This is a genomic window from Mediterraneibacter sp. 210702-DFI.5.30 (assembly GCF_020560115.1).
Lineage (GTDB): Bacteria > Bacillota > Clostridia > Lachnospirales > Lachnospiraceae > Mediterraneibacter > Mediterraneibacter faecis.
Genome location: NZ_JAJCME010000003.1, coordinates 163,053 through 177,855 on the forward strand (window position 1 = coordinate 163,053; position 14,803 = coordinate 177,855).

A 14,803-nucleotide genomic window follows, 5' to 3' on the forward strand; every position below is an offset into this window, starting at 1 on the left:
CATCTTCTTTGTGGTATAATCGTTAGTTGTAACTAACGTATACTATTCATTTCTAATATGTGTGAGTTTTATCTATCCTTTTTCCAAACAAGGGAGCCTGAAATAAGATAAACTCAATTCTCACACAAGACAGGAGGCTGACTATGTTTTTATCCTTAACCAATATCAAAAAATCCTTTGGACAAGGCGACAGTCGTGTAGAAGTCTTAAAAGGCATTGATCTATTGATTGAAAAAGGAGAATTCTGTGTTCTTCTTGGACCTTCCGGCTCGGGAAAATCCACTTTGCTGAATATCATCGGAGGTATTGACCGGGCAGACAGCGGGCAGATCACAATTGAAGGCGAATTGATGGAAAAAATGACTGCAAAACGTCTTAGTCAATACCGAAGAAAACATCTTGGATATGTTTTCCAAATGTATAATCTGATTCCCAATCTTACTGTGCGCGAAAATATTGAAGTCGGTGCTTACTTAAGTGATCACGCGTTAGATGTAGATGAACTTCTTGATACCCTTGGTCTTTCTGCACATCAGAAGAAGCTGCCGAATCAGCTCTCTGGTGGCCAGCAACAACGTACTGCCATTGGCAGGGCGATTGTAAAGAATCCGGATATTCTGCTCTGTGATGAACCAACCGGTGCGCTTGATTATAAAACGTCGAAAGAAATACTGAAGCTAATTGAAACGGTCAATCAAAAGTACGGTAATACAGTTGTAATGGTAACACACAATGATGCGATCAAAGATATGGCAGACCATGTTGTCCGAATTCGTGACGGTATGATACGAAAAAATTATCTGAACGATCATAAGGTCAGTGCCCAGGATCTTGACTGGTAAAGGAGGCAACAGACAATGAAAAATCCATTAAACAAACGTCTCCCCAGAGAATTCCGGAAAGACTTTGGTAAGTATCTTGTTATCTTCCTTCTTCTTGTAATAACCATCGGATTCGTCTCCGGATTTCTTGTTGCCGATGGCAGCATGATCAAAGCTTATAATGAAGGAATTGATAACTATAATACAGAGAACGGACATTTCCGTACTTCTGAAAAAATGAATGATGCGCAGATTCAGTCTGTGGAAGAAAATGGTATCCGTATCTATGACAATTTCTATCTGGAACAGGATTTAACAAATGGCAGCACAATGCGTATTTTTGCAAACAGGGAGCAGGTGAATCTTGCCTGCCTCATGGAAGGAGAATTTCCAAAAGCGGCAAATGAAATCGCCATCGACCGTATGTATGCTGACAACAATAAGATTTCCATCGGAGACACACTGAAAAGTGATACACAGAACTGGAAGGTAACCGGATTCATTGCTCTTCCGGATTACAGCTGTCTCTTTCAGAACAACAACGATTCCATGTTTGATTCTGTCAAATTCGGAATTGGAGTTGTAACGTCCGAAGCATTTGAATCATTGGATTCTCCACTTGTAAAATACTGCTATGCGTGGAAATACAACGATGAACCTACGACAGAGAAAGAAGAAAAAGAAGTATCTGATGATCTGATGAAAGCAATCAACAAGGAGGTTTCTCTGGAAGAATTCGTTCCGCGTTATCTCAACCAGGCAATCATATTTACCCGGGATGATATGGGAAGCGACCGCGCAATGATGATCGTATTTCTTTATATTGTAATTGCGATCATGGCGTTTGTCTTTGGCATTACGATCAGCAACACCATTGCAAAAGAGGCAAATGTCATTGGAACTCTTCTTGCCAGCGGCTACACCAGATATGAACTGATCCGCCATTATATGGCCATGCCGATCCTTGTCACACTGGTCGGTGCTTTGATTGGAAATGTTCTTGGCTATACGATCATGAAAGATATCTGCGCCGGCATGTATTACGGAAGCTACAGTCTACCAACTTATGTGACCGTATGGAACGCAGAAGCATTTCTGCTTACCACGATCATTCCAATCTTGCTAATGCTTCTCGTCAATTACACAGTACTTCGCAGAAGACTATCGCTTTCTCCTTTGAAGTTCCTCCGCAGAGACTTAAAGAGAAGGCAACAAAAGCATGCATTATCACTGAACAGAAGAATTCCATTTTTCAGTCGTTTCCGACTGCGTGTGATTTTCCAGAATGTCAGCAATTACCTTCTGCTGTTCCTCGGAATCTTATTTGCAAACCTTCTGTTGATGTTCGGTCTGCTCTTCCCTGCTGTACTCGATCATTATCAGACTGTTCTAAAAGATAATCTGCTTTGTAACTACCAGTACATTTTGCAGATACCGATCAACGCCATGGACGAAGATCATAAACTTGAAAGCCTTGTAAATATGCTCTATTTTCAGCACGAGGTAGAAACCGATAACCCTGATGCGGAGAAATTCAGCGCTTATTCACTGAAAACAACAGATAAGAAATATAAGGAAGAGGAAATCCTGCTCTATGGACTTGCAGATAACAGCCGCTATCTTCCGATTGATTTTCAGGAAACTGTATCTGACAAAGATGTTTCAAAGAAAGAGGATGCTTCTGATGCAACTCCTGCATACATCTCTTCTGCTTATGCAGATAAATATCTTCTGGATATCGGTGATGAAATTACTTTAAAGGAAGCTTATGAAGATGATACATACACGTTTTCTATTGAAGGAATCTACGATTATGAAGGTGGTCTGACCGTTTTTCTTCCACAGGATACATTCAATGAACTGTTTGACCTTGGTTCCGATTACTTCAGTGGTTATCTCTCTGACAGCGAGATAACCGATATTGACCAGAAATACATCGGCTCTGTGATCGACCTCGACAGTCTGTCTAAAATCTCCAGACAATTGAATGTTTCGATGGGAAGCATGATGTATCTGTTAGACGGATTTTCAATCGTGCTCTTTATGATTCTGATCTATCTTTTGTCAAAGATCATTATCGAAAAGAATGCACAGTCAATCTCTATGACAAAAATACTTGGATACTCTGACCGGGAGATCAGCAGTCTGTATCTGCTGTCTACAACCATTATGGTCGTGATCTTCCTGCTTCTGAGTTTTCCGATAGAAACAGTTCTCATGAACGCTCTCTTCCGCGGAATTATGATCAGCAGTATTTCCGGTTGGATCCCGTTGTATATTGATCCGGTCCTGTATGTAAAAATGTTCCTGCTAGGATTTGGAACTTACCTGCTTGTTGCATTGATTGAATACCGCAGAATCAAGAAAGTTCCTATGGATCAGGCCCTAAAAAATATTGAATAATCGTGACTGTACCTGCATCTGCTGCCTAAGGACGTTACTGTTCACACGATGTGCGACCAGCAACGCATCTCGCCATTTTAAATCGCCTTTGGCGATGGGGCGAGATGCATTCAAGCCAAAACATGTATCCTCCGTGTCAATCAGCGAAGTGATTGACACGGGAGTGAACAGTAACCTGCAAACTTCTAAGTTAGGCATAACAGTGCAGGTACCATTTGAAAGGAGGATTTCTCGTGAAAAGAAAACTATTACAAAAATTAGTTCCCGGTCTGTGCGCCAGTCTTGTCCTGGTTTCTGCCACAAGTCTGACCGGATGCTCCACTGACACAAAGACAGCTGCCACAGCTTCAGATGCTGACAAATCAGAAACGGTATATGTAAAAGCTGATGCAAGCGGAACGATAAATGAGATCAAAGTCCAGACAGACTTGAAAAATAACGGAACATCAAAGGAAATCAAAGACTTCTCAACTCTGAAAGACATAAAAAATACGAAAGGAAATGAGTCCTTCACCCAGTCCTCTGACGGAACGATTACCTGGGAAAACAAAGGGGAGGACATTCATTATGAAGGTACTTCTACAGAAGAACTTCCTGTAAATGTAAAAATCAGTTACACACTGGATGGAAAATCTATACAACCGGAAGATCTCTCCGGAAAAAGCGGCAAACTTGGAATTCGTTTTGATTATGAAAATACTACCGAAGAAAATGTAACCGTAAATGGTGAAGAGATGACTTCTCCGGTTCCATTCGCAGTGATCTCCGCCATGATCCTTCCGGAAGACACCGCTTCTAATATCCAGGTAACAAATGGTAAAATATTTACCATGAATGACCAGAGCGTTGTTGTCGGTTATGCCTGCCCGGGACTCAAAGACAGTCTGAAACTCACTGATTACGAACCTACGAAAGATGTCTCTATCCCAGAGTCAGTGGAAGTAACTGCAGATGTAACAGATTTTGAGATGGACTTTACTGCAACTGTGGTCTCCTCCGGTCTGTTTGAAGATCTCGAAGAGGATTCCTTTGACGATATGGAGGATGCCGCTGACAGCCTGCAGGAACTCGGAGATGCATCCGGCAAACTTGCTGACGGAGCAGCGCAGCTGCTGGGCGGTGCTTCTACTTATCAAACTTATCTTGGGCAATATGTAGACGGTGTCTCACAACTTGCCGAAGGAACAGACACTCTAGATGACGGTGTAACTGCACTTAATGAAAATTCTGGAAAGCTGGTTTCAGGTGCTTCTTCTCTTCAAAATGGTCTTGAACAGCTGAATTCTGCTCTCTCTGTCCAGATAAGCACGGATTCTGGTTCTCTTCCGTCTGCTGAGACACTTTCAGCACTTCAGGAACAGATCAAATCACTCAGCCAACAGCTGGATTCTGTTGACTCCTCTCTTGCAGAGGCAAAATCTTCTTTCGCATCCATCAACTGGGATACTCTGAAATCTTCTATCACAGAAGATGCAAAAGAACAGTCCAAAACTGCTGCGACAGATGCTGTCCAGTCTGCGATCGATCAGATTGTTTCTGAAACTGCATCAGATTCAGAATTATCAGAAGAATCTAAAAATGCTGTCAACGATAAGATGTCACAATTGAAGAATGAAATAAATGATACGATTGCATCTGCAATTGATCAGAACCTTGATCTTTCTTCTTCCTCCACAGATATCGATCAGCTGAAATCCGCCACGGAAGGAACATTAAACAGCCTGACGGAACTGATTGCTTCCTGCCATACTACGCTTGACCAGATGTCTTCCGGTGCCGGTTCCTTTACTGAGGCAATGCAGAGTCTTTCTTCTCTCAGTGAGACATTAAAGACTTTGCAGAGCTCACTTTCAGCTTTATCTGCCGGCAGTTTACAGCTCACTCAGGGACTTACCTCTTTCCAACAGGGAATCAGTCAATTGTCTGAAGGCAGCTCAACGCTCTCTCAAGGAGCTACTAAACTGGGCACAGCCGGGAAAGAACTAAAAGAAGGATACACAACCCTTGCCGAAGGAATCTCTTCTCTTTCTGAAGGACTTACTCTCTTTGATAAAGAAGGAATTCAGGAACTTGAAAAACTAGGCGGGGATGATCTGAAGAATCTCTCCAAAAGAATGAAAGCTGTCAAAGAAGCGGACGCTGAATACGATAATTATGGCGGTAAGTTAGAAGAACAGACCGGGGAAGTACGGTTTATTATTGAGACAGATGGGATTGATTAAGAAGAAGGCTTTGGGTCAATAGAAATGACCCAAAGCCTTCTATAATTTTTTCTACATAAATCTTGTTCTACATTCCACTGCCTGCCCAAAGCTCCACATATACTGTTGCTCTTGGAACCGCTTTACCTCTTTGTAACAGTAGCTGTTGCTGTAGTTGTATTTGTAGGTTTACAAACTCCACTTCCACTTTCAATAATATCCTTCGCTTCTAATTCTGCAAATTTTTTATCAGCTTCAGCTTTAGCCCGGTTGTTTTCAATAATTTGTTCCCTCAAATTCTTTTCGAATTCCTCTGGTGTAATATCTATCTTTTGCTGTTTCTCCATTGAATATGTGCGTAATTCTTCCGAGTTCATAAAATGAATATCCATCGAATACTCTTTATTCAATTTATCAATCACTGTCTGATACGGATCTTCTGATGCAGCACATACAGAAATAGCTGTAAAAATACTTAAAACCAATGCCATAAAAGTTACCATAAATTTAATTTTTATTTTCATATTCTACCCCAAAAACATATTTTTATTTCCAAACAATAATTTACTTTTTTAATGTAACAATACATTCTCCATTTACTAATTCAAATTTTATAACCTCCTCATATGAAATTTCTTTATTTTCATTGTAAACTACTATTTCAAATTCACATTCGTTCACACAATTTGGACTACTATTTGTTAACTTCTCATTTTCGCTACTATAAATTTGTCCAAATGTATTTGACTCGGGAATCCAATATATTTTTTTCCCTTTTTGGTAAATTGTAAAAATACTATTTTCTTTTTCTGATGACTTGCAATTATACATATAATTCTCTGGTATATCTATCTGAAAAATATAACCATTTCCTACCGGCGTTTCCATCAATTTTAAAGTTTCTTTATGTTCTGGTATTAAAACAGAACCTTTCTCATTTCCATCTTGCGTCATCGCATAAACTGTGATTATTGATTTATTTTTTTGCAAGATATTTGTAAACACACACAAAAAAACTATGGCAGTTGCAACTATCCCCGTTGTAATTCTCTTTATGTGAATTTTCTGTTTCAAATTTTTTCTTCTTTCAATCCCATCAAAAATTCTCTGTTTGGATTCTTCTGTAAATTCAATTCCAGTCACAGCACTTTTAATTGAATTTTTATCCACACTCATTCACTCCCAACTTCTTTTTTAATAATTTTCGACCTCGTTCCAAACGCTTTTTCACAGTCGATTCCGTAATTTTCAAAATCTTACTTATTTCAAAGCATTTATATCCTTCTACATAATACAATAAAAGTACTTCCTTATATTTAGATGGTAATTCTAAAAGGATAGCAAGTATCTGATTATCTATACTATCCTCAGGATATGTAGTCTTAATTGTTTCGATATTTATATATGGATGTTGTTTATAGAAACGCAATTTATCTTTACAAAGATTTATTGTAACTCTAATTAACCATGCCTTTTCATGTTCATAAGTTTCAAAAAGAGGCTTTTTTGTCATATATTTTATTAATACATCTTGCACTGTATCTTCTGCATCATACGTATTTTTAAGCATTACGATACATATTTTATATAGCATTTCTCCATATTTCTGAAACATCTCCTCAACTGAAGCTTGTTCAAGCATACCTTTCACATTCCTCCCCCGATATCCTACTCAATTCCTTTTATAATAAAACGTTTCAAAATTTAAAAAAGTGACAAATTTAATCAAATATTTTTCCTATCGTATCGACATAATATCCTCTGCACCAAAAATGTCTGTTACCATATTTATACATGGAAAATCTCCGTCATTCTACAACAGAACAATGGAGATTTCAAAATAACATATTTTCTTTTACTCTTTTACAATTCAACTGCCAGTTTTCTTTGAACCAACTCTCTCTAATCGTCCTAATTCAGACAACTCTTTGATCATTCTCTGAACAGTGCTTCTCGACAAAGAGACTCGTTCAATAATTTCTTTTTGCGTAATTGTTGGATCATTGCGCAACATATCAAGGAGCATTTTCGTATGCGATACAGATTTTACTTACACACTTTACTTTTCTTGAAAAAGTACTATACTTATTTATGGTTTAAATCAGTTCTATTATGAAAGACTTTACAAGAATACGGAGATAATTTTATGACCATCAGTATACTTCTCATGAAACAAATTGCACAGCTTTTTCTTATGATCTTTATGGGATACTTAATTGTAAAAACAGGTATTGTCGAGGATACCGACAGTAAGGTATTATCCAAAATCATCCTTTATCTGGTCATCCCTTGTGTAATTATAAACGCTTTTCAAGTTGATTATACTTCTGACACTGTGAGAGGATTGCTACTGGCTTTTATAGCATCTGTTCTTACACAGATTATCCTTCTTATTGTTGTCTCTGTTTTAGGGAAACTTTTTCATTTAAACGAAGTAGAAATTGCCTCTATCTATTACTCTAATTCTGGTAATCTGATCGTACCAATCGTAACTTTTATCTTAGGAAAAGAGTGGGTATTATATGGATGTGTATTCATGAGCGTGCAACTCATTTTTATATGGACTCACTGTAAGAAAATTATCAGCCAAGAGGCTTCTTATGACTGGAAAAAGATTGTCCTCAATATAAATATGATTTCTATTTTTATTGGAATCCTGCTTTTCTTTACAAAAATCCATTTACCGGAAATCATAAATGATTCGATAAGTTCTGTCGGTAATATGATTGGACCAGCAAGTATGATCGTAACAGGTATGCTTTTCGCCGGTATGGATCTGAAACAGATTTTTACAAATAAGAAAGTATATTTTATCTCTATTCTCCGGTTAATCGTATTACCCGTATTTGCACTGATTCTGATTAAGTTGAGCCATCTCGCTGCTTTTTCAGCAGATGGAGATAAAATCATGCTCATTGTATTTCTTGCAATCATTACTCCATCCGCCTCAACTGTAACCCAGATGTGTCAAGTATACGGAAATGATTCTCAATATGCCAGTGCGATCAATGTTGTTACAACACTGTTTTCTATTGTTACCATGCCGCTTTTAGTGATGCTATTTCAAATGTTTTAGCTATGAAATTCTTCCATTCTCCATTTCATATACCACATCTGCCACGTTCATTGTGGATACTCGGTGGGATACCAGGACAACCGTTTTCTTCTTGGCCGATTCTTTCAATGATTTTAAAATGATTCCCTCATTTAAAGAGTCGAGGTTCGATGTAGGCTCATCGAGCAGGATCAGAGGGCATTCATGGAGAAATGCTCTTGCAATTCCGATTCTCTGTTTTTCACCACCGGACAGCGTATCACCTAGTTCTCCGACTTCTGTATCATATCTTTTCGGAAGTGTCATAATGAAATCGTGGATAGAAGCCTTCTTTGCGGCTTCCATAATCTCTTCTTTGGATGCTCCCGGCTTTGCGATTGCGATATTATTTGCAATGGAATCATGGAACAGGTGTGTTTCCTGCGTGACATAACTTTCCATATCTCTTAAATGCCTGATCGGAATCTTTCGGACATCTGTACCGTCTACCGACATGCTTCCACCCTGCACATCCCAAAAACGCATCAGCAGTTTTAAAAGTGTAGATTTTCCGGAACCGCTCGCACCATGAATCCCTGTGATTTTACCCGGCTGTAATTTCAGTGAATAGTTATCTAAAATAACTTCTTCACCGTAAGCAAATGTTACGTTCTCTGCCTCTGCTCCTGTAAATTCATGTTCCATGCTCTCTGCACCAGAAGTTTCCACATCACCCGAAATTTCTTCCACAAGCGGTGTCTCTTCCAGAAGAGAAAGGACACGCTCACCACTTGCCAGTGTCTGGTTCAGGTTGTTGGAAAGGCTTGATAATGCTACTACCGGTCCGAAAGAACCCATCATTGCGATGGTACAGGTTAAGATTCCCTCGAATCCCATCACACCTTTGTCGTACAGCCAGATCGTCAATGCCAGCATCCCAAAAGATGCAAGCAGAATAACCATATTCGTAAATGAACGCTGTGAGCCTTCCATTTTGCTTAATGATTCCTGCATTCCTGCAAGATTTTTGGATTGCTTGCTCATCTGCTCTCTTCTCTTTTCACCCTGTCCATACTGAATGGTCTCGTCCAGTCCACGTAGGGAATCCAGGACAAAACTATTCAGTTCTCCAAAGTTTGTCCGAAATTCCATTCCCTTCTGACTGCCACGTTTTCCATTCCACATTGGGATAGCTACACCGACAATAAGATAAGCTGCCAGTGCAAGCAGACCTGCCAACCAGTGATATCTTCCAATAAAAATCACCATAATGATAGAAGTCAATGTTGCAATCGCAATCGGGGAAATGGTATGTGCATAGAACACTTCCAGTAATTCGATATCGGTTGTAATAATCGAGATTAGATTTCCCTTATCCCGTCCTTCCAGTTTTGCCGGGCAGAGTTTTCTCAGTGCAGCAAACACTTTGTGGCGGATGATTGCCAACAGCTTAAATGCAATAAAATGATTACAATACTGTTCCATATAATGTAGGATTCCACGAAGCACTGCAATTACAATCATGACTGTGATAATCGTTTTTACCGGGGTAAATACTAACCACATATTGTTCACCGGAACAATCATTCCGGCTACCCCTGACAGAAGTCCATGCATGATGACCTGCCCTGCCAGTATCGTCAGGAAGATTGCACACAAGTAACCTAATGTTCCAAGGATGATTGCTGCCAGCATGATATGGAGCAGGGGTTTTACCAGACCAATCAGACTTCCCATGATCTGGATGGCACTTCTGCGTTTGGTTGTATTCGTATTTTCACTCATTATGCCACTCCTCCTTTTCCATAGTTTTCCAATGCCATCTGACTTTCATACAGATGTCTGTACGCACCATTCTGGCTCATCAGTTCTTCATGCTTTCCGCTTTCTTTGATTTCTCCGTCTTTTAAGAAATAAATCCTATCAGACTTCACAACATTTGCCAGTCTATGGGAAATCAGAAGCACCGTCTTTGTCTTTGCCAGATCATGAATCACATTCATGATCAGTTCTTCACTTTCCACATCGATATTAGATGCAGCTTCATCAAAAATGTAAACCTTGCTGTCTTCTTTTAATAAAGCTCTTGCAATCACCAGTCTCTGACACTGACCGCCGGACAGGTTGCTTGCTTTTTCCAATAACTGTGTCTGTAAGCCACCCTGTGTCTGCAAGAACCCTAAGAGATTGACTTTCTGAAGAACAGCTTCCATCTCTTCTTTCGTTGCGTCCGGTTTTGCCATCTTCAGATTTTCTTCTACTGTACCTTTGAACAGATAACTGTTATGGCGAACCAGAACAACCCTCTGCATCAGATTTGTTTCATTCACTTCATTAAGCGGTACGCCACCGATGGTGATTTCTCCGTTATATCCCCTGTTCTTTTGCTTATGTGTGATAAAGAAGTAATAGAAGTGTAAAAAATTTTGCCGTTCCTATCCGGCACTTGCGCAGGGTGTCGGATAGGTCGGGCTTTATTCTTCGGGCAAGTCAATCTTGCCTACAAAGCTGTAATAAATATCAATGCGCTGGCGGCGTACTTCGTTCTCGTCATACTCACATTCATAAACAACGATTTTCTCCACCATTTCACGCAAAAGAGTGTGTGTCAGTTCTTCGATAGAAAGGTACTTGCGGACAACGCTCATAAACTTTTCAGCGTTTACCGTGGCTTCCTGTGCCTTGTCCAGCTCGCCCTGCAAAGCGGCGGCTCTGTCTTTCAGTTCCCGCTGCTCGGCTTCGTAGTCTGCGGACATTTCCATGAAACGCTCATCACTGATTTTCCCGTTTACATTGTCCTCATACAGACGCTTGATGTAGCGGGAAAGTTCTGCAATGCGGCTCTGCACCTGTTCAAGCTGCTTGGCTGCCGCCGCCAGCTTCCGCTTGCCGCCCATTTCATTCTGCTGGATAAGCAGCTTCACGAACCGGGCTTCGTGCTTCTGTGCATAGGCGGTCACTTTCCGCAGATTGTCCAGCACACCCGCCGTCAAAAGGTCGGTGCGAATGAAGTGCGCCGTACAGTCGGCGGTGCGCTTCTTATAGCTGCCGCAGATGTAGCAATCCTGCTTTCTCTTGTCGGTCTGATACCGCTGCTGGTACATCACATGACCGCAGTCGGCGCAGAACAGCAAGCCGGAGAACAAGCCCACATCATCGTAGCGGTTGGGGCGTTTGCGCTGCTTGCGTAACTCCTGCACCCGTTCCCATGTCTGCAAGTCGATGATTGGCTCATGGTGGTTCTCGAAAATCGCCTGTTTCTCAATGGGATTGTCTATGCTGTGCTTCATCTTGTAGGACGGTTTTTCCGTCTTGAAGTTCACAAGACAGCCTGTGTACTCCCGGTTTTCCAGAAGATGAACAACAGTATTGGTCGCCCACTTACATTCATAGCCGGGGTGGTAGCGGCGTGTGCTGCCTGTGCGCTGGTATTCCAGCGTCCCCGGCGTGGGGATTTGCTGCTCGGTCAGCATACGGGCTATCTTGGTAGGCCCGTTTCCGGCAAGGCAAAGCTGGTAAATCTGCTTGACTACCGGGGCGGCTTCCTCGTCAATGATGAAATTCTCGTCATCGTCCATGAGGTAGCCGTACACGGGCTTGCTGGTAACAGGCTTTCCGCTTAGACCTTTTGCTTTCTTAACTGCCTTGATTTTTTTGCTCGTATCTCTCACCATCCATTCGTTGAAAAGATTACGCAGCGGGGTAAAATCGTTGTCGCCCATTGCGCTGTCCACTCCGTCATTGATAGCGATAAAGCGGACGCCTTTCTGTGGGAAAAGCATTTCTGTGTACATTCCCACTTGGAGATAATTTCGCCCTAAACGTGACATATCCTTGACTATGACTGTGCCGACTTTTCCGGCTTCAATGTCTGCAAGCATGGCTTGAAACCCGGGTCTTTGGAAGTTCGCACCACTATAACCATCGTCCGTGTACCAGCAGAGATTGGTAAAGCCGTTCTGCTTGGCGTAGGTTTCTAAAATGCGCTTTTGGTTGGATATAGAGTTGCTCTCCCCCTGCAATTCATCTTCATGGGATAATCTCGGATAAAGGGCGGTAATAAGGTTTTGGGTTGTCTGTCTTAACATGGTTTCCTCCGTTTCTGACAGCCAGCCCCACTATTCCGTACTTCGATTGTACCACATGGCGGGGCGGCGTGTATAGCGGCAAAATGTGAAAAATGCTTCTTTACCGCCCGTCATATTGCCGATTTTTGTGTAGCAGCTTCCGCTTCCAGCACCTTAGCCATTTTGTCGGCTGCGGTTTCCGTGGCACTCTGCTTGAAAAAGCCGGACACCACAAGAACAGAGTTCCCTATGCGGATTTCCGTCACGCAGTCGGCGGGTGCGGTGCTTTTCATGCTGTGTTTGATATGCTCTTTTTTATCGGTCATAGGCAAACTCCTTTCAATCGTTCATCAGCTTTTTCAGCCGTTCCATTTTCTCCTGTGCCTTTTCCCTGCGGAAATTCACGCCGGAGCAGCAGACAGGGGTACACATCTCTGTTACCCGGTCATAAATCCGCTTGTGGGCTGTGTCCGGGGGATTGTTCAGCTCGTCAAGGCTTAGATTGGTCGTGACGATCAGCGGCTTTTCGCTTCGGTAACGACTGTCAATCACATTGTAGACCTGCTCTAAGCCGTACTCTGTTCCACGCTCCATTCCAAAATCATCAAGAATAAGCAGCGGATAGCGGCAGAGCTTGGAAATATATTCGTTCCTGCCCTCAAAGGTGGCGGCAAGGTCATTGAGGACAGCGGCGAAGTTCGTCATTTTTACGGAGATTTCCTGCTCCATGAGGGCGTTTGCAATGCACCCGGCAAGGTAGCTTTTGCCTGTGCCGACGCTGCCCCAGAGCAGATAGCCGATGTTCCCGGCTTTCATGTCCTCCCAATGCTCCACATAGAAACGGGCGGTTTTCATCTGCGGGTTTCTGCCGTTGTCATTGGCAAAAGTCCATTCCCGCATAGCCGGGTCGGTAAAGCCCAGGCGTTTCAGTTCTTCTACCTTGTCCCGGTGCTTTCTCTGCTGTTCGGCGGCTTCACGCTCCATGCGCTGCGCCCGCTGGCAGTCACACTCTGCCGGGTGTCGGTCACGCCCGAACAGGGCAACCTTATCAGCCGGAAAATAGGCTTCTTTCGGTGTCCGGCACTTGCCGCAGTAGAGTAGACCGTCCTCACCTGTGTAGTCCTCCGGCTCGGCGGTGGCTGCTGGTATCTGTAAACTCATATCTTCAAAAGCTGGTTTCATAGACTTTCTCCCTCCTTGTAGCTGTAATCGGGTATGCCCTTTTTCGGGGCAGCTTTAGCGGTATCGTCAGCCGCCCATCTGCGGATAGTGGCGGCATGGTTCTTGTATTTCCTCCCGGTAGAAGCGATATAGCCGGATAGCCGGTCAATGTAATACTCCCATTTGTCGGGCAGTTCTGCTTTCAGTTCAGAAAGCTCTGTATCTGTCAAAATCACATTTTTATATCTGCCGTAAGCTGCGGGGGCGGCTCGTCCCGGTTTTAACTCTCTCTCTTTTTCTATCTCTATATCTATCTCTTTCTTTATCTCTATCTCTGGTGGACAAATGTCCGCTTTTGCTTCGGACACTTGTCCACTAAGCCGTTTTTGCTCTGAAATCTTCATTCTTGCCCTGCGCTTACGCTCCCCCTCGGTAGAGGACTGACCGATGAAAAGCTCGATATTGCTCATATACAAAGCCCCGTTGTCCAGCGGTTCAACAAGCCCCAGTTTCATAAAGATTTGCAAAGCCCTCTCGACTGTGCCGACCTGCTGGCGGGTAATGGTGGCTATCATTTGGGCGGTGTAGGGGATATTTTCGTCAAGCTGCAAAGTGCCGCCGTATTTCAGCGATTTTAAGTACAGCTTCAAGAGGATATTGGAATACAGCATACCGTCCTGCATACTTTCCAGCAGCACGATAGCGTCATCGTCAAAATAGCTTTCTTTCAGTTTGAGGTAATAATATTTGCGGTTATCTGACATAATCTTGGTTCTCCTTATCTGTGGGGCGGGCTTTCCATCTCTTTGAATAATACCGGGGGCAGAGTACCACGATAGCCCTAAAACTCTGCTTGCAGTCATGGGTACAGCCCCGGCAAAGGGCATTGAAAGTAATGCGGTTTCGCTCATTGAGGAAGAACGCCCATTCCAGCCGCCGCTTCTTGCTCATTCTCGGCATGAAAAAACGCTCCTTTCTTCGGTTTGGTCGGGTATGAGGGGACAGGGGCAAAATCTGTATGTTCCCGGTGCCATTTTCGGGAAAAATCTGCCCTGTAAGCCCCGTTGGAAAGGTCAGGGGTATTGCGGATAGGGTATGGCATACCCCCCTGCCTTT

At 42.5% G+C, this 14,803-nt stretch carries 13 protein-coding genes and 3 pseudogenes; 4 read left to right on the forward strand and 12 right to left on the reverse strand.

Annotated features, from left to right (window positions below):
• Positions 1-143 precede the first annotated feature (143 nt).
• The 3 genes from LI126_RS04445 to LI126_RS15765 all read left to right on the forward strand — a co-directional run bounded on the left by LI126_RS04445 (position 144) and on the right by LI126_RS15765 (position 5,446).
• Positions 144-842: an ABC transporter ATP-binding protein gene (locus tag LI126_RS04445; RefSeq protein ID WP_227164921.1), complete on the forward strand. Its 699-nt coding sequence runs from the start codon at positions 144-146 to the stop codon at positions 840-842.
• A gap of 15 nt (positions 843-857) precedes the next feature.
• Positions 858-3,224: an ABC transporter permease gene (locus tag LI126_RS04450; protein ID WP_227164922.1), complete on the forward strand. Its 2,367-nt coding sequence runs from the start codon at positions 858-860 to the stop codon at positions 3,222-3,224.
• A 233-nt stretch (positions 3,225-3,457) separates the two neighbouring features.
• Positions 3,458-5,446: a hypothetical protein gene (locus LI126_RS15765; RefSeq protein WP_196020334.1), complete on the forward strand. Its 1,989-nt coding sequence runs from the start codon at positions 3,458-3,460 to the stop codon at positions 5,444-5,446.
• Positions 5,447-5,568: 122 nt separating this feature from the next.
• On the opposite strand, the gene LI126_RS04460 is transcribed toward LI126_RS15765, so the two are convergent.
• The 4 genes and pseudogenes from LI126_RS04460 to LI126_RS16280 all read right to left on the reverse strand — a co-directional run.
• Positions 5,569-5,949, reverse strand: coding sequence for a hypothetical protein (locus LI126_RS04460; RefSeq protein WP_196020332.1), 381 nt, complete (start codon positions 5,947-5,949; stop codon positions 5,569-5,571).
• Between the two features lie 40 nt (positions 5,950-5,989).
• Positions 5,990-6,601: a hypothetical protein gene (locus LI126_RS04465; RefSeq protein WP_227164923.1), complete on the reverse strand. Its 612-nt coding sequence runs from the start codon at positions 6,599-6,601 to the stop codon at positions 5,990-5,992.
• The gene (locus LI126_RS04470) at positions 6,588-7,067 is read right to left on the reverse strand and encodes an RNA polymerase sigma factor (protein ID WP_118114151.1); all 480 of its coding nucleotides are present in this window, start codon (positions 7,065-7,067) and stop codon (positions 6,588-6,590) included. Before LI126_RS04470 ends, LI126_RS04465 begins: the two co-directional genes overlap by 14 nt.
• A 228-nt stretch (positions 7,068-7,295) precedes the next feature.
• Positions 7,296-7,454, reverse strand: a pseudogene (locus LI126_RS16280) (winged helix-turn-helix domain-containing protein); the annotation flags it as partial.
• 117 nt (positions 7,455-7,571) lie between these two features.
• Here LI126_RS16280 and LI126_RS04480 point away from each other — a divergent pair.
• Positions 7,572-8,501, forward strand: a complete 930-nt coding sequence (locus tag LI126_RS04480) for an AEC family transporter (protein WP_196020326.1) — start codon at positions 7,572-7,574, stop codon at positions 8,499-8,501.
• On the opposite strand, the gene LI126_RS04485 is transcribed toward LI126_RS04480, so the two are convergent.
• The 8 genes and pseudogenes from LI126_RS04485 to LI126_RS04515 all read right to left on the reverse strand — a co-directional run bounded on the left by LI126_RS04485 (position 8,502) and on the right by LI126_RS04515 (position 14,647).
• Positions 8,502-10,244 (reverse strand): amino acid ABC transporter ATP-binding/permease protein, encoded by a 1,743-nt coding sequence (locus tag LI126_RS04485; RefSeq protein WP_227164925.1) that lies wholly within the window; start codon positions 10,242-10,244, stop codon positions 8,502-8,504.
• A pseudogene (locus LI126_RS04490) lies at positions 10,244-10,843 on the reverse strand (ATP-binding cassette domain-containing protein); the annotation flags it as partial. The pseudogene LI126_RS04490 and the gene LI126_RS04485, both read right to left, overlap by 1 nt.
• A gap of 7 nt (positions 10,844-10,850) precedes the next feature.
• Positions 10,851-10,913 (reverse strand): annotated as a pseudogene (locus LI126_RS16285) (Maff2 family mobile element protein); the annotation flags it as partial.
• 20 nt (positions 10,914-10,933) lie between these two features.
• Entirely contained in the window at positions 10,934-12,547 is a 1,614-nt protein-coding gene (locus tag LI126_RS04495) for a recombinase family protein (RefSeq protein ID WP_009255332.1), read from the reverse strand.
• A gap of 110 nt (positions 12,548-12,657) precedes the next feature.
• The gene (locus LI126_RS04500) at positions 12,658-12,819 is read right to left on the reverse strand and encodes a transposon-encoded TnpW family protein (protein ID WP_286161366.1); all 162 of its coding nucleotides are present in this window, start codon (positions 12,817-12,819) and stop codon (positions 12,658-12,660) included.
• Between the two features lie 46 nt (positions 12,820-12,865).
• Positions 12,866-13,708, reverse strand: a complete 843-nt coding sequence (locus LI126_RS04505) for an ATP-binding protein (protein ID WP_009255334.1) — start codon at positions 13,706-13,708, stop codon at positions 12,866-12,868.
• A complete protein-coding gene (locus LI126_RS04510) occupies positions 13,705-14,451 on the reverse strand; it encodes a phage replisome organizer N-terminal domain-containing protein (RefSeq protein WP_009255335.1) in 747 nt (248 codons plus the stop codon). The genes LI126_RS04505 and LI126_RS04510 overlap by 4 nt, the downstream gene beginning before the upstream one ends.
• Positions 14,441-14,647 (reverse strand): hypothetical protein, encoded by a 207-nt coding sequence (locus LI126_RS04515; protein ID WP_009255336.1) that lies wholly within the window; start codon positions 14,645-14,647, stop codon positions 14,441-14,443. Before LI126_RS04515 ends, LI126_RS04510 begins: the two co-directional genes overlap by 11 nt.
• Positions 14,648-14,803: the final 156 nt, after the last annotated feature.

Bases quoted from the DNA above. Each gene is read 5' to 3' on its own strand.
- LI126_RS04445 (WP_227164921.1), top strand. From the start codon at position 144: ATGTTTTTATCCTTAACCAATATCAAAAAATCCTTTGGACAAGGCGAC.
- LI126_RS04450 (WP_227164922.1), top strand. From the start codon at position 858: ATGAAAAATCCATTAAACAAACGTCTCCCCAGAGAATTCCGGAAAGAC.
- LI126_RS04460 (WP_196020332.1), bottom strand. From the start codon at position 5,949: ATGAAAATAAAAATTAAATTTATGGTAACTTTTATGGCATTGGTTTTA.
- LI126_RS04465 (WP_227164923.1), bottom strand. From the start codon at position 6,601: ATGAGTGTGGATAAAAATTCAATTAAAAGTGCTGTGACTGGAATTGAA.
- LI126_RS04470 (WP_118114151.1), bottom strand. From the start codon at position 7,067: ATGCTTGAACAAGCTTCAGTTGAGGAGATGTTTCAGAAATATGGAGAA.
- LI126_RS04480 (WP_196020326.1), top strand. From the start codon at position 7,572: ATGACCATCAGTATACTTCTCATGAAACAAATTGCACAGCTTTTTCTT.
- LI126_RS04485 (WP_227164925.1), bottom strand. From the start codon at position 10,244: ATGAGTGAAAATACGAATACAACCAAACGCAGAAGTGCCATCCAGATC.
- LI126_RS04495 (WP_009255332.1), bottom strand. From the start codon at position 12,547: ATGTTAAGACAGACAACCCAAAACCTTATTACCGCCCTTTATCCGAGA.
- LI126_RS04500 (WP_286161366.1), bottom strand. From the start codon at position 12,819: ATGAAAAGCACCGCACCCGCCGACTGCGTGACGGAAATCCGCATAGGG.
- LI126_RS04505 (WP_009255334.1), bottom strand. From the start codon at position 13,708: ATGAAACCAGCTTTTGAAGATATGAGTTTACAGATACCAGCAGCCACC.
- LI126_RS04510 (WP_009255335.1), bottom strand. From the start codon at position 14,451: ATGTCAGATAACCGCAAATATTATTACCTCAAACTGAAAGAAAGCTAT.
- LI126_RS04515 (WP_009255336.1), bottom strand. From the start codon at position 14,647: ATGCCGAGAATGAGCAAGAAGCGGCGGCTGGAATGGGCGTTCTTCCTC.